This is a genomic window from Mesorhizobium sp. KR9-304 (genome assembly GCF_040049215.1).
In the GTDB taxonomy this organism is placed as follows: Bacteria; Pseudomonadota; Alphaproteobacteria; order Rhizobiales; family Rhizobiaceae; genus Mesorhizobium_K.
The window spans coordinates 701,501-722,534 of record NZ_JBDZDN010000002.1 but is presented as its reverse complement, the minus strand read 5'-3'; the positions used below and the strand labels follow the sequence as shown (position 1 = coordinate 722,534).

Below are 21,034 nucleotides of genomic sequence, written 5' to 3'. Positions count from 1 at the left end.
TCGATGAAGCTTAGGGACCTTGCCGGTTTGCTTTCCGCCGAAGGCGGCGCTTCCGCCGACGCCGAAGTCACCGGGGTGTCCTCGGATTCGCGCCGGATCGCGCCCGGCATGGTTTTTGTGGCCGTTGCCGGCAGCAAGGCCGACGGCGCGGCCTACGCGGCCGACGCGGCCCGACGCGGCGCCGCCGCGATCGTCGCGGCGAAAGGCGCCGGCCTCGGCGCCCAGACGGCGCCGCTGCTTCTCGTCGACGATCCGCGTCTCGCGCTGGCCAAGCTGGCGGCCCGCATCTTCCCGCGCCAGCCGGAGATCATGGTCGCGGTAACCGGCACGAGCGGCAAGACCTCCGTCGCTGCCTTCACCCGCCAGATATGGGAGCAGGGGGGGCACGCCGCGGCCAGCATCGGCACCACCGGCGTCGTCGCGCCAGGCCGCAACGAATACGGCTCGCTCACCACGCCCGATCCGGTCGAGCTGCACAAGCTCCTCACCGAACTCGCCGATGCCGGCGTCACCCACGCCTCTATGGAGGCCTCCAGCCACGGCCTCGACCAGCGGCGGCTGGACGGCGTCAGGCTTTCGGCCGGGGGCTTCACCAATCTCGGCCGCGACCACATGGATTATCACGCGACGGTCGAGGACTATCTTCGCGCCAAGCTGCGCCTCTTCGACACGCTGCTGCCGAAGGGCGCGCCGGCCGTCATCTTCGCGGACGACCCATGGTCGAAGCCGGCGATCGACGCCGCGAAAGCCGCCGGCCTCAACGTCCTCACCGTCGGCCGCCACGGCGATTTCCTCACCCTGAAGCGCGTCGAGCACGAGCGTTTCCGCCAGCGCGCCGAGATCGTCGCCAACGGCGAATTTTATGAGATCGACCTGCCGCTCGCCGGCGATTTCCAGATATTCAACGCACTGGTCGCCGCCGGACTTGCCGCCGCCACCGGTACGCCGGTCGCCAAGGCGCTCGCCGCGCTGGAGCATCTCAAGGGCGCGCCCGGACGCCTCGATCTGGTGGGCACCACGCCCGCCGGCGCGCCTGTCTATGTCGACTACGCCCACAAGCCCGACGCGCTGGAGAACGTGCTCGCTTCGGTCAGGCCCTTCACCACGGGCCGCGTCGTCGTCGTATTCGGCTGCGGCGGCGACCGCGATCGGGGAAAACGTCCGATCATGGGCGAGATCGCGACCCGGCTAGCCGACCTCGTCATCGTCACCGACGACAATCCGCGCTCGGAGCGCCCCGAGGACATCCGCAAGGCAATTCTCGATGCCGCGCCCGGCGCGATCGAGATCGGCGACCGCCGGCAGGCGATCCGCGAAGCGGTCGCGGCGCTTCATGCCGGCGACACGCTCGTGGTCGCCGGCAAGGGCCATGAGGAAGGCCAGACGGTCGGCGCCGAGACGTTCCATTTCTCCGACCACGAGGAAGTGCGCGAAGCGCTCCGGGAGCGCGGCAAATGAGTTCGCTCTGGCTCGCCGACGAGCTGATCGAGGCGATGGACGGCAGGCCGTTCGGCACGATGCCGAAAGCCGTCACCGGAATCTCGATCGACACGCGCAGCCTCGTTCCCGGCGACGCCTTCTTCGCCATCAAGGGCGAATTCATGGACGGCCACGACTTCGCCACCGCCGCCGTCAAGGCCGGCGCCGGCCTGCTCATCGTCGCCGAGGGCAAGCTGCCGGCGCTCGGCCGGCTTACCGCGCCGATGATCGTCGTGCCCGACGTGCTCGCCGCGCTGGAAAAAGCCGGCGCGGCCGCCCGCGCGCGCTCCGGCGCAAAAATCATCGCGGTCACAGGTTCCGCCGGCAAGACAAGCACCAAGGAGGCGCTGCGCCACGCGCTCTCCACGGTCGGCAAGGTTCATGCGTCCGCCGCGTCGTTCAACAACCACTGGGGCGTGCCGCTGACACTGGCGCGCATGCCGTCGGACTGCGACTACGCGATCTTCGAGATCGGCATGAACCATGAAGGCGAAATCCGGCCGCTGGTGAAGCTGGTCAGGCCGCATGTCGCCATCGTCACGCTGATCGCGGCGGCTCATCTCGGCCATTTCAAGACGCTCGACGACATCGCCGCAGCCAAGGCGGAGATATTCGAAGGCGTCGAGCCGGGAGGGGCGGCCCTCATTAACCGCGACGACCAGCGTTGGGGGCTGCTTGCCAAAATGGCCAAGGCTGCCAGCGTCGACAGGATCGCTGGATTTGGCGAGCATGCCAAGGCGGTCTACCGGCTGACCAATCTCGCGCTCCATCCCGACCATTCGCTGATCACCGCGCGCATCGGTGGCAAGGAGGTCAACGCCCGCATCGGCGCGCCGGGCCGTCACATGGTGCAAAATGCCCTCGCCGTGCTCGGGGCCGCGCACCTTGTCGGCGCAGACGTCGCCAAGGTTGCGCTGTCGCTCGAGAGCCTCAGCCCCGAGCCAGGCCGCGGCAAGCGTCACCTGCTTGGGCATCCGAGTGGCCCGATCACGCTGATCGACGAAAGCTACAATGCCAACCCCGCCTCCATGAAGGCAGCGATGGCGCTGCTCGACGCGACGCCTGTCACGGGCGAGGGTCGGCGGATCGCCGTGCTGGGCGACATGCTGGAGCTCGGCAGCCATTCGGAGAAGCTTCATTCCGCGCTGGCGGGCCTGATCGCGGGGACGCGGACGGACCTCATCCTGCTTGCCGGACCCGAGATGAAGGCGCTCGCCGAAGCGCTTCCCGAAGGGCTCAAGGTGGAGTACAGGGCCGGCGCCGAGGATTTGAAGCCGGTGCTGATGGATACCGTCCGTCCCGGCGACGTCGTCATGATCAAATCGTCTAAAGGCATCGGCTTCTCCAAACTCGTCGATGCGCTCATCCGCCGCTTTCCGGCCGACGCCGGCAACGCCAAGCCGTCCTGATCTGGTCCGGGGGGACTGAAGAATGCTAACCCTGCTTGTCGAATTCGCGGACGAAGTCTCGGTCTTCAACGTCTTCCGCTACATCACCTTCCGGACCGGCGGCGCGCTGATCACTTCGGCTCTGATCGTTTTCATCTTCGGCCCCACCATCATCGCCTCGCTGAGGGTCCGGCAAGGCAAGGGCCAGCCGATCCGCGCCGACGGCCCGCAGACGCACTTCAAGAAGGCCGGCACTCCGACGATGGGCGGGTTGATGGTGCTGTCCGGCATCGTGGTGTCATCCCTGCTCTGGGCCAATATTTCCAGCGTCTATGTCTGGGTGGTGCTGCTGGTCGCGCTCGGCTTCGGCATGATCGGTCTCTATGACGATTATCTAAAGGTCACCAAGCAGTCGCATCTCGGCTTTTCGGGCAAGGCGCGGCTCGCCATCGAGTTCCTGATCGCCGGCATCGCCGCCTATTTCATCATGCGCAACGGCCAGGAGCCGTTCTCCTCCTCTCTGACTTTCCCCTTCATCAAGGATTTCCTGGTCAATCTCGGCTGGTTCTTCATCCCCTTCGCCTGCATCGTCATCGTGGGCGCGGGCAATGCAGTGAACCTGACCGACGGTCTGGACGGCCTCGCCATCGTGCCGATCATGATCGCGGCCGCTTCCTTCGGCGTCATCGCCTATCTCTCCGGCAACGCGGTCTTCGCGGAATATCTGCAGATCCATTTCGTGCCAGGCACGGGCGAACTGGCGGTGATCCTCGGCGCCGTCATCGGCGCCGGCCTCGGTTTCCTCTGGTTCAACGCGCCGCCGGCCGCGATCTTCATGGGCGATACCGGCTCGCTCGCCATGGGCGGGCTGATCGGTACGATCGCGGTCGCAACCAAGCACGAGATCGTCCTCGCCATCATCGGCGGCCTGTTCGTCATGGAGGCGCTGTCGGTCATCATCCAGGTCGGTTTCTTCAAGATGACCGGCCGGCGCGTTTTCCTGATGGCCCCCATCCACCACCATTTCGAGAAGCTCGGCTGGACCGAGAGCCAGGTGGTGATCCGTTTCTGGATCATCGCCGTCATCCTGGCGCTCATCGGCCTGTCGAGCCTGAAGCTGAGGTGACCGTATGATCCCAGCCCGTTCCTTTAGCGGAAAGCGCGTCGCCCTCTTCGGCCTTGGCGGTTCGGGGATCGCGACGGCGCTCGCGCTCAAGGAAGGCGGCGCCGAAGTGCTGGCGTGGGACGACAATCCCGACAGCGTGGCCAAGGCGGCGGGCGAGGGCATTCCGACCGGCGATCTTCGCCCCGCCGACTGGCAGGGTTTCGCCTCGTTCGTGCTGTCGCCCGGCGTGCCGCTCACTCATCCGAAGCCGCATTGGACCGTCGAGCTTGCGCGCGGCGCAGGGGTCGAGATCATCGGCGATATCGAGCTGTTCGGACGCGAACGCGCGCTGAAGGCGCCGGATGCGCCCTTCATCGCCATCACCGGCACCAACGGCAAGTCGACCACGACCGCGCTGACCGCGCATATCCTGAAAGCCGCCGGCCGTGACGCGCAGATGGGCGGCAATATCGGGCGCGCGGTGATGACCCTCGACCCGCTGAAGCCTGACCGTTTTTACGTGGTCGAATGCTCCTCCTACCAGGTCGACCTCGCGCCCTCGATCAACCCGACGGCCGGCATCCTGCTCAACCTGACGCCCGATCATCTCGACCGTCACGGCACCATGCAGCACTATGCCTCGATCAAGGAGCGGCTGGTCGCCGGAAGCGAGACGGCCATCATCGGCGTCGACGACAGCTACTGCGTGCAGATCGCCGACCGGCTCGAGCGCGTCGGCAAGCACGTCATCCGCATCTCCAAGCGGCTGCCGCTGACCGACGGCTTCTTCGCCGACGGCACCGATCTCATGGAAGCGGAGCACGGTCGCTACGTGCGTGTCGGTTTCCTGGAGGGCATAGGTTCGCTGCGCGGCCAGCACAACGCGCAGAACGCACTCGCCGCCGTCGCCGCCTGCCTCAAGGTCGGGCTCGATCTCGGCGAGATCCAGTCGGGGCTCGAGAGCTTCCCAGGCCTCGCCCACCGCATGGAGCAGGTCGGCAAGAAGGATCATGTCCTCTTCGTCAACGATTCCAAGGCGACCAATGCGGATGCGGCCGCGCCCGCGCTCTCCTCCTTCCCGCGCATCTACTGGATATCAGGCGGCCTGCCCAAGGAGGGCGGCATCGAATCCCTGCGTGGATACTTCCCGCGCATCGCCAAGGCTTATCTGATCGGGGAAGCCGCGCCCGCCTTTTCGGCGACGCTCGGAGAGACCGTGCCCTACGAGATATCGGGCACGCTCGACGCCGCCGTCGCGCATGCGGCCAAGGACGCTGCGCTCGATACGACGGGCGAGGCGGTCGTGCTGTTGTCGCCCGCCTGCGCGAGCTTCGACCAGTTCAAGAACTTCGAGGTAAGGGGCGAAGCCTTCAGGCAAGCCGTGAATGCTATCGAGGGGATCAAGCCCATCGGAGGGATAAACTGATGTTGAGCCGTCTCGACACAAGCCCGGTCGCCAATTGGTGGTGGACCGTCGACCGCTGGTTCCTTGCCGCCTTCCTGTCCCTGATGGGGCTCGGCATCGTGCTCTCCTTTGCGGCGAGCCCGGCGGTGGCCGAGCGCATCGGCCTCGACAGCTTCCATTTCGCGACGCGCCAGATCGTCTACATGGTGCCGGCGCTGATCGCGCTCATCACCGTCTCCTTCATGACCGCCCGCCAGATCCGGCGCTTCTCGCTCTTCCTCTTGGGCATGATGCTGGTTCTGATGGTCGCCGTGCTCTTCGTCGGGGTCGAGGTGAAAGGCGCGCATCGCTGGCTCTCGCTCTTCGGCGTATCCATCCAGCCGTCCGAGTTCCTCAAGCCCGCCTTTGTGGTCATGTGCGCCTGGCTCTTCGCCGAGCACAAGCGCCAGCCCGATATCCCCGGCAACCTCTTCGCCATGATCCTGCTCGGCGCGGTCGTTGCGCTTCTGGTTGCGCAGCCCGATCTCGGCCAGACGATCCTTATCCTCGGTACATGGGGCGTCATGTTCTTCATGGCCGGCATGCCGTGGCTCTGGATCGTCGTCATCGGCGGTTTGGGTGCTGCCGGCGCCGTCGGCGCTTACACTGCCTTCCCGCATGTCGCCGGCCGCATCGACCGCTTCCTCACCGGCGAGGGCGACACGTTCCAGGTCGACATGGGCCGCGACGCGGTCATCCAGGGCGGCTGGTTCGGGGTCGGTCCGGGCGAGGGCACCATCAAGCGCCTCATTCCCGACAGCCATGCCGACTTCGTCTTCTCGGTCGCCGGCGAGGAATTCGGCATCGTGCTCTGCCTGCTCATCATGGCGATCTTCGCCTTCATCGTGCTGCGCGGCCTTGCCACGGCGCTGAAGGAGGAGGACGACTTCACGCGCTTCGCTGTCGCCGGGCTGGTCGTCGTCTTCGGCTTCCAGTCGGTCATCAACATGGGCGTCAACCTGCAACTGATGCCGGCCAAGGGCATGACGCTGCCCTTCATCTCCTATGGCGGCTCCTCGCTGATCGCCATCGCCATCTCCATGGGCATGGTGCTGGCATTGACGCGCCGCCGGCCGGAGAAGCGCAAGACGGTCGCCTTCGAGCGCATGCCTCGCGGCGTCCTACCGGCCGAGTAATGCCAAAAGGGACGATCCTTCTCGCGGCGGGCGGCACGGGCGGGCATCTTTTCCCGGCCGAGGCGCTGGCCTACGAAATGGTCGAGCGCGGCTGGAAGGTGCATCTCGCCACCGACGACCGCGCCGAGCGTTTCGCCGGTCATTTCCCCGCTGCCGAAGTGCATCCGATCGCTTCCGCCACCTTCGGGTCGAAGAATCCGTTCGCCCTGGTGCGGTCGTTCTGGACGATCTGGCGCGGCGTGCGGCAGGCCTCCGACGTCATCGTCCGCATCAAGCCGGAGGTCGCGGTCGGCTTCGGCGGCTATCCGACTATCCCGCCGCTTTATGCCGCCAACCGTCGCGGCGTACCTGTTATCGTGCACGAACAGAACGCGGTGATGGGCCGCGCCAACAGGGCGCTGGCAGCCAAGGCCGCGGCGATCGCCGGCGGCTTCCTGCCCGAAGGCAAGGGCCGATACGGCGCGAAGACGGTCGTCACCGGCAATCCGGTGCGCCCCGCGGTCCTGCAGGCTTCCGCCACGCCCTACGCCCCCTCGCAAGCGGGCGAGCCGTTCCGGCTGCTGGTCTTCGGCGGCAGTCAGGGCGCGCAGTTCTTCTCCGACGCCATCCCTGCGGCCATCGCAGCGCTGCCGGCGGAGAGCCGCACGCGTCTCCTCGTCACGCAGCAGGCGCGCGCCGACGATGTGGGACGCGTCAAGGCCGCCTATGCCGAGCTCGGCATGGTTCCGGAGGTGCTGCCCTTCTTCACAGATATGGCGGCGCGCATCGCCGCGGCGCACCTCGTCATTTCGCGCTCGGGCGCATCCACCGTTTCGGAGATCGCCGTCATCGGCAGGCCGGCCTTTCTGGTTCCCTATCCCTATGCGCTCGATCACGACCAGGCGGCGAACGCGGCCGCACTTGCGGAGGCCGGCGGCGCCGAGCTGCATCCTCAGTCGACGCTCACCACCGGGCGCCTAGCCGGCCTCATCGGCGATGCGATGGCCGAGCCCGACCGCCTGGCGGCAATGGCCGCGGCGGCCAAATCGGCGGGGAAACCGGACGCCGCGCGGTTGCTCGCCGATCTGGCAGAGGCTATTGCCTCAGGCAAGACCATTGCCCAGTTGAGGGAAGGAGCGCGGCCATGAAGATGCCGCAGACGATCGGCTTGGTGCATTTCATCGGTATCGGCGGCATCGGCATGAGCGGCATTGCCGAGGTGCTGAAGAATCTCGGCTACCGCGTGCAGGGGTCCGACCAGGCCGACGGCGCCAATATCCAGCGGCTGCGCGAGAAGGGCATCGAGTGCTTCATCGGGCACAAGCCGGAGAACCTCGGCGCCGCCGAAGTCGTCGTCGTCTCGACCGCGATCAAGAAGTCCAACCCCGAGCTCAAGGCCGCGCGCGAGAAGCTTTTGCCCATCGTGCGCCGCGCCGAGATGCTCGCCGAACTGATGCGCTTCCGCCAGGCGGTCGCCGTCGGCGGCACGCACGGCAAGACGACGACCACATCGATGATCGCCACGCTGCTCGATGCAGGCGGGCTCGATCCCACGGTCGTCAACGGCGGCATCATCAACGCCTACGGCACCAATGCCCGCATGGGCGCCGGCGAATGGATGGTCGTCGAGGCCGACGAGAGCGACGGCACCTTCCTCAAGCTTCCCGCCGACATCGCCGTCGTCACCAACATCGATCCCGAACATCTCGACCACTACGGCACCTTCGACAAGGTGCGCGAGGCTTTCCGCCAGTTCGTCGAGAACGTGCCCTTCTACGGTTTCGGCGTCATGTGCACCGACCATCCGGAGGTGCAGGCGATGGTCGCCCGCATCGAGGACCGCCGCGTCATCACCTACGGCGCCAATGCGCAGGCCGATGTGCGCTTCAGCAACCATCGCATGGAGGGGGCGTCGTCGCTGTTCGACGTGTCGATCCGCGACCGCAAGACCGGCGCCGACACGCTGATCGCCGATCTTCGCCTGCCGATGCCCGGCCGCCACAACGTCTCCAACGCGACCGCTGCAATCGCCGTGGCGCACGAACTCGGCATCTCCGCCGACGACATCAGGAAGGGCCTGTCCGTCTTCGGCGGCGTCAAGCGCCGCTTCACCCACACGGGGTCCTGGAACGGCGTCGAGATATTCGACGACTACGGCCACCATCCGGTCGAGATCAAGGCTGTGCTCAAGGCCGCGCGCGACGCCTCGTCGGGCCGCGTCATCGCGATCGCGCAGCCGCATCGCTACACGCGCCTGCACGACCTGTTCGACGAATTTTCCGCCTGCTTCAACGACGCCAACACGGTCGCCATAGCGCCGGTCTACGCGGCCGGCGAAGATCCGATCGACGGCGTCAATTCCGAGAAGCTCGTCCATCGCATCCGTTCGGGCGGTCACCGCGACGCGCGCTACATCGCCGAGCCCTCGGCGATCGCGCCGATGATCCGCGAGATCGCCAGGCCGGGCGACTTCGTCGTCTTCCTCGGCGCCGGAAGCATCACCCAATGGGCCTATGCACTGCCCAAGGAACTCGCCGGGGCGGACGAGGCCGCCGCATGATCAGGGGCGAAGCGCTTCTCGCCCGCCTCGGTGACCGGCTCGCTGGCATTCGCGGCCGCATCACGCCGAATGCGGAGATGGACAAGATCACCTGGTTCCGCGCCGGCGGTCCGGCCGAGGTGCTTTTTCAGCCCGCCGACGAGGACGACCTCGCGGCGTTCCTGACGGCCGTGCCCGAGGACGTGCCGCTCACCGTCGTCGGCATAGGCTCCAATCTGCTGGTGCGTGAAGGCGGTATTCCTGGCTTCGTCATCCGTCTCTCGGCGAAGGGTTTCGGCGACGGCGAAGTCGTCTCGCCAACGAAGATCAGGGCAGGGGCTGCCACGCCCGACAAGCGAGTCGCCGCGCTCGCCTACGAGGCCGGCATCGGCGGGTTCCATTTCTACCACGGCATTCCCGGCGGTATCGGCGGCGCACTTCGCATGAACGCCGGCGCCAACGGCGTCGAGACGCGCGAGCGCGTCGTGGAGGTCCGCGCGCTCGACCGGAAGGGCGAGGTCCATACGCTCTCCAACGCCGGGATGGGCTACGCCTACCGCCATTCGTCGGCGCCCACCGACCTGATCTTCGTCTCGGCTGTCTTCGAGGGCTATCCCGAGGATAAAGAGAAGATCAAGGAGGCGATGGACGCCGTGCAGCATCATCGCGAGACGGTGCAGCCAATCCGCGAGAAGACCGGCGGCTCGACCTTCAAGAATCCGGAAGGCACGTCGGCCTGGAAGGAGATCGACAAGGCCGGTTGCCGCGGCCTGATGATCGGCGGCGCCCAGATGTCGCCGATGCACTGCAACTTCATGATCAACACCGGCACCGCCACCGGCTACGACCTCGAATATCTTGGAGAAACCGTCCGCGCACGCGTGCTCGAACATTCGGGAATCCGCCTGCAGTGGGAGATCAAGCGCATCGGCCAGTTCAAGCCCGGCCGCGAGGTGCAGGAGTTTCTGGGGCTGCTGCTCTGACGTTCCGGATGACCTTGTTCGCAAAGTGATTCAGGGCCGCCGGCTAAAGCTCTGATACTGAATCGAAATCGCCAGCTTCACATCCTTTTCGTTGTTTTTCCCGTCTGAAAGGACGCCTGACTCATGATGCGGACGGCCCCTGTAAAGGGGCCGTCCGCATCGCCCGCTGTCCCGTTGCGAGTCAAAAAAGTCATAGTCGAATCAAGAAAATGCGGCTCGGCGATTTCCACGCTTGCCAGCGAATCAACTCTCTGATTCTTTGGGTCGAGAGCGTTTCCTGATTTTGAGTCGTGCGAGGCGTAGGCCGCGTGTCTGTCCGGGTGGCAGATTCGCGGAGGGGTCGGACTCAATCCGGATTCTGGTGAGTTGCCCGAGGGGAAATGGGGCATGAAGTCGAAGCACGTTGCGGTCTTGATGGGAGGGTTCTCTTCTGAGCGGCCGGTATCATTGTCGTCGGGAAATTCCTGCGCCGACGCTCTTGAAGCGGAGGGCTATCGCGTCACCCGCGTCGATGTGGCCCGCAATGTCAGCTCCGTGCTTTCCGAACTCGGGCCGGATGTCGCCTTCAACGCGCTGCACGGCCCATTCGGCGAGGATGGCACCATACAGGGCATCCTCGAATATCTCGCCATTCCCTACACGCATTCCGGCGTGCTCGCCTCGGCGCTGGCGATGAACAAGTCGCAGGCGAAGAAGATCGCCAAGGCCGCGGGCGTCCCCGTTGCGGAATCCAAGGTGATCGACCGCTTTGCCGTCAAGAACAAGCATCCGATGCCGGCTCCCTATGTGGTGAAGCCGGTGGCCGAGGGGTCGAGCTTCGGCGTCGTCATCGTCAAGGAGGATCAGTCGCATCCGCCGCAGATCATCGCTTCGCCGGAGTGGCGCTACGGCGACATGGTGATGGTCGAGCGCTACGTGCATGGCCGGGAGCTGACCTGCGCGGTCATGGGCGATGTCGCGCTCGGCGTCTGCGAGATCGTTCCGACCGGCCATTCCTTCTACGACTACGACTCGAAGTATGTGCCGGGCGGATCAAAACATGAGATTCCGGCTAAAATTTCACTAAATATTTACCAAAAAATACAGACACTGGCGCTCAAGGCACATCAAGCAATCGGCTGCCGGGGCGTTTCCCGATCGGACTTCCGTTACGACGACCGCCATTCGGAAAATGGCGAGTTGATCTGGCTCGAAGTCAACACCCAGCCCGGCATGACGCCGACGTCATTGGTGCCCGAGATCGCCGCCCACGCGGGGCATTCGTTCGGCGAGTTGTTGAGTTGGATGGTGGAGGACGCTTCGTGTTTGCGTTGAAGACAGGACAGAGCGGGAAGGCCGGCGCGCCGCGGCCCGCCTTCTTCGGCCTGTCCTTGGCGCCCGAATTCCTCTCGTCCGGACGCTTCGTGCTGCCGCGCTGGCTGCGCCGTCCGGCGCGCCTGATTTCGCGTCTGTGCGACGGCGAATACACCCCGCCGCGTCACGTCGGTCTCGTCGCCACCGCTGTCTTCCTGTCGTCGAGCGTTCTCTACGGCGCATGGCTCGGCGGACAAATCCCGGCTGCCGCGCAGGCCGTTACCGCGCGTTTTGGTTTCGCTGTCGACCAGGTCCGCGTCTCCGGCAACAAGGAGACGTCGGAAATCGATATCCTCGAGCAGCTCGATCTCGACGGCTGGACCTCGCTCATCGGCTTCGATGCCGACGCGGCGCGCCAGCGCATCGCCGCGCTGCCCTGGGTGAAGGTCGCCTCCGTCCGCAAGATCTATCCCGACGAACTTGAGGTCCGCATCGAGGAGCGCGAGCCCTTCGCTCTCTGGCAGCATGGCAGCCAGCTCGCCATTATCGAGCGCTCCGGCAATGTCATCGTGCCGTTCGACGGTGGGCGTCATGGCTTGCTGCCCCTGGTCATCGGCTATGGCGCGGCTGAGGGGGCGGAAGGCTTCGTCGGCAGGATCAGGCAGCATCCCGAACTCGCCTCGCGCGTGAAGGGTTTCATCCGCGTCGCCGAGCGCCGCTGGGATCTCCGCCTCGAAAACGGCATCACCATCCGTCTGCCGGAGACCGGCGAGGACGCCGCCATCGCGGAACTGCTGAAGCTCGATCGCGAGGACGGCCTGCTGTCGCGCGATATCGCCGCCGTCGATCTTCGCCTCGAGGATCGCCTGGTCATCAGGCTTACGTCGGAGGCGCTGGAGCGCCGCACCACCTTGCTCGCCGAACAGGCCAAGGCCGCCAAGAAGAAGCCGGGGAAGAGCATATGAGCTGGCTCGGCGGACAGAAGGATGCATCGCAGCGCCGCTCCGGCATCGTCACCGTGCTGGATGTCGGTTCGAGCAAGGTCTGCTGCGTCATCGCCAGGCTTCGCCCGCGCGGCGAGAGCCAGATGCTGCGCGGCCGCACCCACGAGGTGCAGGTCATCGGCATCGGCCACCAGAAATCGCATGGCGTGAAGTCGGGTGTGGTGATCGACCTCAACCGCGCCGAGCATGCCATCAGGCTCGCCGTGGACGCGGCCGAGCGCATGGCTGGCCTCACCGTCGACTCGCTCATCGTCAACCTGACGGCCGGGCGGCTGAAGAGCGAAAGCTATTCTGCAACGATCAACCTCGGCGGCCACGAGGCCGACACCGCCGACATCAAGCGCGTGCTTGCGGCCGGCGCCAAGCAGGCGCTGAAGGCAGAGCGCGAGGTCGTTCATTCGCTGCCGGTCGGCTTCTCGCTCGACGGCGAGCGCGGCGTGCGCGATCCGCGCGGCATGGTCGGCGAAACGCTCGGCGTCGACATGCATGTGCTGACCGGCGACTCCGCGCCGATGCGCAATCTCGAGCTGTGCATCAATCGCGCGCATCTTTCGGTCGAGCGCGTGGTCGCGACCCCCTATGCCAGCGGGCTGGCCGCGCTTGTCGACGACGAGCTCGAAATGGGTGCGGCCTGCATCGACTTGGGCGGCGGCACCACCACCATTTCGGTTTTCGCAGACGGCAAGTTCGTGCATGGCGACGCCATTCCCGTCGGCGGCAATCACGTCACGCTCGACATGGCGAAGGGGCTCTCGGCGCGGCTCGACCACGCCGAACGGCTGAAGGTCATGCATGGCTCGGCACTGCCCGGCAGCGCGGACGATCGCGAGACAGTCACGATCCAGCCGATGGGCAACGATGACGGCGAGGTGCCGCTGCAGGTGCCGCGCTCGGTCATGACGAGGATCATCCGCGCCCGCGTCGAGGAAACGCTGGAAATCATCCGCGACCGGCTCGGCAAGTCCGGCTACGGCAGCGTTGTGGGAAAACGCGTCGTTCTCACCGGCGGCGCCTCGCAGCTTGCGGGCCTGCCCGAGGCGGCGCGCAGAATTCTTGGCCGCAACGTGCGGATCGGCAGGCCGCTCGGCGTTGCCGGCCTGCCCGAGGCCGCCAAGGGACCGGCCTTCGCGACGGCTGTAGGCCTCCTGATCTATCCGCAGGTGGCGGGTTTCGAGAGCCGCGAGGGGAAAATGGCGTCGAGACTGCGTATGACCGGCACCGGCGGGCGGTTCAATCGTATGAGTCAGTGGATCAGAGACAGTTTTTAAAATCAGCGGGGGCAGCCCCATTGGCGGCCGTGGCGGCGACGCGGCAGGAAAGGCAAAGGACGAGGACAATGACGATCAATCTCAAGAAGCCCGACATCACCGAACTCAAGCCCCGCATCACCGTATTCGGCGTCGGCGGCGGCGGCGGTAACGCCGTCAACAACATGATCACGGCCGGGCTTCGCGGCGTCGAGTTCGTGGTCGCCAACACCGATGCGCAGGCGCTCACCATGTCCAAGGCCGAGCGGCTGATCCAGCTTGGGGCGCATGTCACCGAGGGTCTCGGCGCCGGGTCGCAGCCCGAGGTCGGCCGCGCCGCCGCCGAGGAATGCATCGACGAGATCATCGACCATCTCTCCAGCACGCACATGTGCTTCGTCACCGCCGGCATGGGCGGCGGCACCGGCACGGGTGCGGCTCCAGTGGTTGCCCGCGCAGCCCGCGAAAAGGGCATCCTCACCGTCGGCGTGGTCACCAAGCCGTTCCACTTCGAGGGCCAGCGCCGCATGAAGACGGCCAATGAAGGCATCGAAGAACTGCAGAAGTGCGTCGACACGCTGATCGTTATCCCGAACCAGAACCTCTTCCGGCTCGCCAACGACAAGACCACCTTCGCCGACGCCTTCGCCATGGCCGACCAGGTGCTCTATTCGGGCGTCGCCTGCATCACCGACCTGATGGTCAAGGAAGGCCTGATCAATCTCGACTTCGCCGACGTGCGTTCGGTGATGCGCGAGATGGGCAAGGCGATGATGGGCACCGGCGAAGCGTCGGGCGAGGGCAGGGCGATGGCCGCCGCGGAAGCCGCGATCGCCAACCCGCTGCTCGACGAATCCTCGATGAAGGGCGCCCGTGGCCTTCTGATCTCCATCACCGGCGGCCGTGACCTCACCCTGTTTGAGGTCGACGAGGCCGCGACCCGCATCCGCGAGGAGGTCGACCAGGACGCCAACATCATCCTCGGCGCCACGTTCGACGAGGAACTTGAAGGCGTCATCCGCGTCTCGGTCGTGGCGACCGGCATCGACAAGACGGCGGCCGAGATCGCCGCCGCTCCGATCTCGATCCGCCAGGCGCCCGCCAAGCCAGCCCAGCGCCCCGCTGCGGCCGCGGCCGGCGAAGCTCGCCCTGCCGCCGCGCCGATCGAGGCCCCGCGCGCCGCCGACCCTGTCGCCGACGCCATCCGCCAGGCCGAGATCAACGCGGCCGTCATGGCTGCCCGCCCGGCGCCGCAGCCCGTCGACGACTTCCAGCCGGTGAGCAAGTTGTTCCAGCAGCCGCAGCCGGTCCAGCAACAGCCGAGGCCCCCGGTCGCGCCCGTTGCCGACGTTCGTCCTGCCCCGGTGGCGGCGCAGCCGCAGCCGGCCATGGCTGCGCCGCGCATGCCCAAGGTCGAGGATTTCCCGCCGGTCGTGCGGGCCGAGGTCGAGGCCAAGCGCAACCCGGTCGACCACGAGAGCACCGGCCCGATGGGGCTGCTGAAGCGCCTGACGACGGGGCTCAGCCGCCGCGAGGAGGAGCCGGCGCGCCTGCAGCCCGCGGCGCCGCGCGAGCCCAAACTGCGTCAGCCGGCTCCGGAGGCCCGCCGCGTCGCGGCCCAGGACCCGCAGCTCTATGCGCCGCGCCGCGGCCAGCTCGACGAGCATGGGCGGCTTTCGCCGCAGCCGCGCAGCGTCCAGGAAGACGACCAGCTGGAGATTCCGGCGTTCCTTCGCCGGCAAGCGAACTGAGGTCCGGCCAAGTCGCCGGAACGTTCCCGGCGGGCAGAAAACGGTCTGTCCGCCGGCTTGAAAAAACCCGCAAATTCAGCTGGTTATGATTCGTTAAGGGTATGAGTGCGGTAACACAGAGTAAAAAAGCGTGATTTGTTGTCTCCCCTTCGCCCGACTATCTTGCCCTCAGACGAAAGTCGGCGCGTGGGCAGATTCGGGGATGAGATCAGCCCACCGCGTTCAGCAGGAACCGCACTTCGTCAACTGGGCAGCCAGTGGCTGGGAAGGCGGACAAGGCTGAAGGGCGCATGGGGATCGAGTTGCACGATTATCAGACAACAATAAAATCGCGTGTGTCGCTCGAAGGGTTCGGCGTCCACAGCGGCAAGCCAGTTTCGGTCAGCTTCCACCCTGCTGATCCCGATACCGGCATCGTATTCGTGCATTCCGACCAGAATGGGGCAACCCGCGAAATTCGTGCGCTGGTCTCCGAGATCGGCGCCACTGACCTGTGCACCGCGCTCGGCGACCCCGCCGGACATCATGTCGGCACGGTCGAACATGTCATGGCCGCGCTTTTCGGGCTCGGCATCGACAACGTTGCTGTCGAGGTCGAGGGCGACGAGATGCCTATTCTCGACGGCAGCGCGGCCGGTTTCGTCGATGCGATCGACCAGGCCGGCATCGAGACGCTCGACGTCAAGCGCCGCTACATCCGCGTGCTCAAGCCCGTCCGCATCGACAGCGGCGCCTCCTTCGCCGAATTCCTGCCCCATGACGGCACCCGCTTCGAGGTCGAGATCGACTTCGAGAGCCCGGCGATCGGCCGCCAGTCGTTCGACGCCGACATCGACGCAGGCACGTTCCGCCGCGACATCGCGCGCGCCCGCACCTTCGGCTTCATGAAGGATGTCGAGCGGCTGTGGGCCGCCGGCCACGCGCTCGGCTCGTCGCTGGAGAATTCCGTGGTGATCGGCGACGACAGCCGCGTCATCAACATGGAAGGCCTGCGCTTCGCCAACGAATTCGTCCGCCACAAGCTGCTTGACGCCATGGGCGACCTGGCGCTTGCCGGCGCGCGCTTCATCGGCTGCTACCGCTCCTATCGCGGCGGTCACCGGCTGAACGCTGCCGCCCTGCGCCATCTCCTGTCGGACCGCTCGGCCTTCGAGGTCGTCGAGACCAGCCGCCGCGAGCGCGGCCGCTCGGCCGAACTGGTCGCCGTCAGCGCCGCCGTCTACGCGCCCTGGGTGCTCTGATACCCTGTCCTTCGAGCAGGGTGCTCCAAAAGCCACACTTGCCGGTTTTCTTCGCCAACGGTTTGTTAGCGAAATCCGCGCCATAAAAATGCGCCATTGCCGGGCGATGGCGTTGTCGCTGAAAAGCGTTTATGTTTAATCGCCGCATATCGACGGGCCGGCACCGCGTCCTGGGGGACGAAAAGACGCCGGCAGTGGAAATGGCGACGCCGAGAAGGGCTTAATCCAACCATGTATTTCGTGAACAAGGCTCACGCGGGCAGGGCGGTACGGACGGCGTTGACTGTCGCTGCGATCGCATTCGCGCCCGCGCTCCTCGCCGCCTGCATGTCGAAGGAGCCCGACGTCGATCTCGCCACCTATGTCGAGCAGACCGATCCCGCCGACGCGCTCTACAATCAGGGCCTCGCCAATCTGAACGCCGGCCGCCTCAAGGAAGCCAGCCGCAAGTTCGACGCCGTCGACCGCCAGCATCCCTATTCGGAATACGCGCGCAAATCGATGGTGATGAGCGCCTTCACCAATTACCGCCAGGGTAATTACGAAGAGGCGATCAACGCCGGCAAGCGCTATGTGCAGCTTTATCCGTCCTCCGAGGACGCCGCCTACGCGCAGTACATTGTCGGCCTTTCCTATTTCCGCCAGATCCGCGACGTGACGCAGGACCAGAAGGAATCGCGCCGCGCCATCGAGGCGATGGACGAGGTGATCCAGCGCTGGCCCGAATCGCAATATGTCGAGGACGCCCGCACCAAGGTGCGGTTCGCGCGCGACCAGCTCGCCGGCAAGGAGATGCAGGTCGGCCGCTACTATCTCGAGCGCCGCGAATACATCGCCGCAGCCAAGCGTTTCCGCTATGTCGTCGAGAACTACTCCAACACCCGCCATGTCGAGGAGGCGCTGGCGCGCCTTGTCGAGACCTACTACGCCATGGGCCTGACGTCGGAAGCCCAGACGGCGGCGGCGGTGCTCGGCCACAACTATCCGGACAGCCAGTGGTACAAGGATTCCTACGCGCTGCTGCAGACCGGCGGGCTTGAGCCGCGCGAGAATTCGGGCTCCTGGATCTCCAAGGCCGGACAGCTTTTCGGGGGCGACAGCGGCGCCTGACGATCTGGAGCATGATTCCGAAAAGTGCTAGGCGGTTTTCGGAGAAGATCATGCCGAAGCAACTCCCCTAGATGCTGTCCCGCCTGTCGATCCGCGATATCGTCCTGATCGAGCGGCTGGACATCGATTTCTCGCCCGGCCTGTCAGTCCTCACCGGCGAGACGGGCGCCGGCAAATCCATCCTGCTCGATGCTCTTTCGCTGGCGCTCGGCGCCCGCGGCGACGCCTCGCTGGTGCGTCACGGCGCAGCGCAGGGCCAAGTGTCGGCGGTCTTCGACGTGCCGAAGAACCATCCGGCGCGGGCGATCCTCGCCGAGAACGCGCTCGACGACGACGGCGACATCATCCTGCGCCGCGTGCAGACCGCCGACGGCCGCACCCGCGTTTTCGTCAACGACCAGCCGTCGAGCGTCACGCTGATGCGCGACATCGGCCGTGCGCTGGTCGAAATCCACGGCCAGCACGACGAGCGCGCGCTGGTCGACGCCTCGGCGCACCGCGACTTGCTCGACGCCTTCGGCGGCCATGTCGGCGAGGTCGACAATTGTGCCAAGGCGTGGCGCTTCTGGCGCGACTGCGAGCAGCAACTGGCGCAGCACCGGGCCAGGGTCCAGGCGGCCGCGCGCGAGGCCGACTATCTACGGGCGTCGGTCGCCGAACTCGTCCGCCTCGACCCTCAGCCTGGCGAGGAAACCGAGCTTGCCGGCATCCGCACGACCATGATGAGGGCCGAAAAAGTCGCCGCCGAGATCAAGGACGCACAGGACGTGCTCTCCGGCCAGAACTCACCGCTGCCCCAGCTTGCGAGCCTGTTGCGCCGACTGCAGCGCAAGTCCAGCGAAGCGCCAGGCCTTCTGGATGAAGTGGTGAAGTCGCTCGACGAGGCGCTCGTTTCGCTCGACGCCGCGCAATCGGGCGTCGAGGCGGCGTTGCGCGCGGCGGAGTTCGACCCGCAAAGACTCGAGCGCGCCGAGGAGCGGCTTTTTGCGCTGCGCGCGGCGTCACGCAAATTCGCCGTGCAGGTGGACGACCTGACCAGGCTGCGCGATACGATGTCGGCCGACCTTGCCGATCTCGACGCCGGCGAGGAACGTCTCGCCGCACTGGAGAAACAGGCGGCGGCGGCGCGCGATGCCTATGACCGCGCCGCCGCTCGCCTCACCGGGCTTCGCGGCGCCGCGGCGATCGCGCTGAAGAAGGCGGTGATGGCCGAACTGCCGGCGCTGAAACTCGACCGCGCCGAGTTCCTGGTCGAGATTTCGACCGTATCCGACAGCCGCACGGAGACCGGCGTCGACCAGGTCGAGTTCTGGGTGCGCACCAATCCCGGCACACGTCCCGGCCCAATGATGAAGGTTGCTTCCGGCGGCGAGCTGTCGCGCTTCCTGCTGGCGCTCAAGGTCGCGCTCGCCGACCGTGGCTCGGCGCCGACGCTGGTCTTCGACGAGATCGACACCGGCGTCGGCGGCGCCGTCGCCGATGCGATCGGCCAGCGGCTGGCGCGGCTTTCCTCGCGCGTGCAGGTGCTCTCGGTCACCCATGCGCCGCAGGTGGCGGCCCGCGCGGCGACGCATTTCCTGATCTCCAAGTCGGGCGGCAAGAAAAGCGTCTCGACCGGCGTCGCCGAGATGGACCGCGCCGGCCGCCAGGAGGAGCTTGCGCGCATGCTCGCCGGCGCCACCATCACAGACGAAGCTAGGGCGGCTGCCGCACGGCTGCTTGGCGAGACCGGCTGATTAAACGATGACATGCCAACGGGGTCTGTGCCACCATCCCGGTTTCTGATCGGGGGAGGATGGCCATGGCTGGACGCTTGCAGGGCAAGATTGCGATCATTTCAGGCGGTGCGACCGGAATGGGCGAGGCTTCCTCGAAGCTTTTCGCTGCTGAGGGCGCGCGCGTTGCGATCGTAGACCGCAACGAGAAAGCCGCTGCGGAAACCGTCGCCGCGATCCGCGAGAAGGGCGGGGACGCCGCTTTCTGGGTTGCCGACGTTTCCGATGAAGCCGCCGTCAACGCGGCGGTGAAGGGTATCGAGAAGGCTTACGGGCCGGCCAATGTGCTGTTCAACCACGCCGGTACGATCGTCATCAAGCCATTCCTGGAGACGACCTTGGAAGAATGGGACTGGCTTCACGCCGTGAATGTCCGCTCCATGTTCCTGATGACCAGGGCGGTGCTGCCCGGCATGATTTCGACAGGCAAAGGCTCCATCGTCTGCACGTCGTCGATTTCAGCCGTTGCTGCGACGCCAATGGAAGTGCTCTACGACACGACCAAAGGCGCCGTGCATATGTTCGCGCGTGCGATTGCGGTCGAGTTCCGCGATCGCAACATCCGCTGCAACGCCGTTTGTCCCGGCTTCATCCGCACGCCGCACGGCCTGCGCGAGGTCAAGGAATTGCAGGCGCTCGGCGTCGATGTTTCCGACGCCGCGATGACGGCCCAGCAGGGGCGCATCGGCGAGCCGGAAGACGTCGCTCGAGCAGCGCTATTTCTGGCCAGCGACGAGGCGGACTTCATCACAGGCACGCATCTTTTCGTCGACAACGGATTCACCGCGATTTGATCCCGCCAAACGCCGGCGCCTGCATCACCGAGTAAGGTGCGAGTGGCTGAAAGGAACACGCAAAAGCTGGCCCTTGTCTCCGGCTTCAGGCGTTGCCGGCCAGGTAGGCGTCGGTTTTCATGACCTTCGCATAGGTGCCGTCGAGTGCCCCCATGATGGTGGCGTGCACCTGTTCGGGGTCCACCTCAATGCTGCCGAATAACACTTCCTTGGCACCGCAGGCGTCCTCGGCCACCGTCACGTCGAACCCGAAATCCGCCGCCGCGCGCGCCGTTGCGTCGATGCACATTTGCGACATGGCTCCGCAGATTGTCACGTTGCGGATCTTGTTGTCCTGCAGCAGCGTCAGCAAACCGGTCTCGCGGAAACTGTTCGGGTGATGCTTGAGGATTACCGCTTCATCCTTTTGCGGCGCGACAGAAGCATGAATACGGGCGCCGTCGGTGCCGGGGCGAAAGAAGGGCGCGTCGTCAGACGGTATTTCATGGTGAACGTGGACGACCATCTGGCCGGACTTGCGGGCGTGTTCGAGCAGCCTCGCAGCGTTGGTGCTCGCCGTGGCCATCTTGGCGACAGGCCAGTTGCCGTTCTCGAAATAGTCGTTCTGGATGTCGACCAGGATCAATGCGGTGTCGGTCATCTCGTCCTCATGTGTTGTCCCTGCTTCTTAAGCCGGGGCTAGGCGAATTTAGAGTCGCAAATTGCAATTTTCCCGAGTTAGGCGGTTCCGGCAAAGTTGTGCATCGCCTTGCTTAGGACGCAATGC

At 65.9% G+C, this 21,034-nt stretch carries 17 protein-coding genes; 16 read left to right on the top strand and 1 reads right to left on the bottom strand.

All coding sequences use genetic code 11. The annotated features are described in order from the left end of the window. Positions 1-3: 3 nt before the first annotated feature. The 16 genes from ABLE71_RS15805 to ABLE71_RS15730 all read left to right on the top strand — a co-directional run bounded on the left by ABLE71_RS15805 (position 4) and on the right by ABLE71_RS15730 (position 20,268). On the top strand, positions 4-1,458 hold the full coding sequence (locus ABLE71_RS15805; RefSeq protein WP_348784385.1) for a UDP-N-acetylmuramoyl-L-alanyl-D-glutamate--2,6-diaminopimelate ligase: 1,455 nt from the start codon (positions 4-6) through the stop codon (positions 1,456-1,458). Continuing rightward, on the top strand, positions 1,455-2,888 hold the full coding sequence (locus ABLE71_RS15800; RefSeq protein ID WP_348784384.1) for a UDP-N-acetylmuramoylalanyl-D-glutamyl-2,6-diaminopimelate--D-alanyl-D-alanine ligase: 1,434 nt from the start codon (positions 1,455-1,457) through the stop codon (positions 2,886-2,888). Before ABLE71_RS15805 ends, ABLE71_RS15800 begins: the two co-directional genes overlap by 4 nt. 22 nt (positions 2,889-2,910) lie before the next feature. Further along, entirely contained in the window at positions 2,911-3,993 is a 1,083-nt protein-coding gene (mraY, locus tag ABLE71_RS15795; protein ID WP_348784383.1) for a phospho-N-acetylmuramoyl-pentapeptide-transferase, read from the top strand. 4 nt (positions 3,994-3,997) lie between these two features. After that, positions 3,998-5,398, top strand: coding sequence for a UDP-N-acetylmuramoyl-L-alanine--D-glutamate ligase (gene murD, locus ABLE71_RS15790; RefSeq protein ID WP_348784382.1), 1,401 nt, complete (start codon positions 3,998-4,000; stop codon positions 5,396-5,398). Continuing rightward, positions 5,398-6,552: a putative lipid II flippase FtsW gene (gene ftsW / locus ABLE71_RS15785; protein ID WP_348784381.1), complete on the top strand. Its 1,155-nt coding sequence runs from the start codon at positions 5,398-5,400 to the stop codon at positions 6,550-6,552. The genes murD and ftsW overlap by 1 nt, the downstream gene beginning before the upstream one ends. Beyond that, a complete protein-coding gene (murG, locus tag ABLE71_RS15780) occupies positions 6,552-7,679 on the top strand; it encodes an undecaprenyldiphospho-muramoylpentapeptide beta-N-acetylglucosaminyltransferase (RefSeq protein WP_348784380.1) in 1,128 nt (375 codons plus the stop codon). Before ftsW ends, murG begins: the two co-directional genes overlap by 1 nt. Next, positions 7,676-9,091 (top strand): UDP-N-acetylmuramate--L-alanine ligase, encoded by a 1,416-nt coding sequence (murC, locus tag ABLE71_RS15775; RefSeq protein ID WP_348784379.1) that lies wholly within the window; start codon positions 7,676-7,678, stop codon positions 9,089-9,091. Before murG ends, murC begins: the two co-directional genes overlap by 4 nt. Then, a complete protein-coding gene (murB, locus tag ABLE71_RS15770; RefSeq protein ID WP_348784378.1) occupies positions 9,088-10,053 on the top strand; it encodes a UDP-N-acetylmuramate dehydrogenase in 966 nt (321 codons plus the stop codon). Before murC ends, murB begins: the two co-directional genes overlap by 4 nt. Before the next feature lie 387 nt (positions 10,054-10,440). Next, positions 10,441-11,367, top strand: coding sequence for a D-alanine--D-alanine ligase (locus tag ABLE71_RS15765; protein ID WP_348784377.1), 927 nt, complete (start codon positions 10,441-10,443; stop codon positions 11,365-11,367). Further along, complete coding sequence (locus ABLE71_RS15760; RefSeq protein WP_348784376.1) at positions 11,355-12,311, top strand: cell division protein FtsQ/DivIB; 957 nt, start codon at positions 11,355-11,357, stop codon at positions 12,309-12,311. The genes ABLE71_RS15765 and ABLE71_RS15760 overlap by 13 nt, the downstream gene beginning before the upstream one ends. Continuing rightward, positions 12,308-13,618 (top strand): cell division protein FtsA, encoded by a 1,311-nt coding sequence (ftsA, locus tag ABLE71_RS15755; RefSeq protein WP_348784375.1) that lies wholly within the window; start codon positions 12,308-12,310, stop codon positions 13,616-13,618. Before ABLE71_RS15760 ends, ftsA begins: the two co-directional genes overlap by 4 nt. A gap of 68 nt (positions 13,619-13,686) precedes the next feature. Then, positions 13,687-15,348 carry a cell division protein FtsZ gene (gene ftsZ / locus ABLE71_RS15750; RefSeq protein WP_348784374.1) on the top strand — a complete coding sequence of 554 codons (1,662 nt, stop codon included), beginning with the start codon at positions 13,687-13,689 and terminating at the stop codon, positions 15,346-15,348. Positions 15,349-15,638: 290 nt separating this feature from the next. Further along, positions 15,639-16,589, top strand: coding sequence for a UDP-3-O-acyl-N-acetylglucosamine deacetylase (gene lpxC / locus ABLE71_RS15745; protein ID WP_348784503.1), 951 nt, complete (start codon positions 15,639-15,641; stop codon positions 16,587-16,589). A gap of 231 nt (positions 16,590-16,820) precedes the next feature. Beyond that, on the top strand, positions 16,821-17,699 hold the full coding sequence (locus ABLE71_RS15740) for an outer membrane protein assembly factor BamD (protein WP_348784373.1): 879 nt from the start codon (positions 16,821-16,823) through the stop codon (positions 17,697-17,699). 71 nt (positions 17,700-17,770) lie between these two features. Continuing rightward, complete coding sequence (recN, locus tag ABLE71_RS15735) at positions 17,771-19,435, top strand: DNA repair protein RecN (protein ID WP_348784372.1); 1,665 nt, start codon at positions 17,771-17,773, stop codon at positions 19,433-19,435. 65 nt (positions 19,436-19,500) lie between these two features. Next, a complete protein-coding gene (locus tag ABLE71_RS15730; RefSeq protein ID WP_348784371.1) occupies positions 19,501-20,268 on the top strand; it encodes an SDR family NAD(P)-dependent oxidoreductase in 768 nt (255 codons plus the stop codon). A gap of 85 nt (positions 20,269-20,353) precedes the next feature. Here the strand turns inward: ABLE71_RS15730 and ABLE71_RS15725 are convergent, their stop codons facing one another. After that, complete coding sequence (locus tag ABLE71_RS15725) at positions 20,354-20,908, bottom strand: cysteine hydrolase family protein (RefSeq protein ID WP_348784370.1); 555 nt, start codon at positions 20,906-20,908, stop codon at positions 20,354-20,356. Positions 20,909-21,034: the final 126 nt, after the last annotated feature.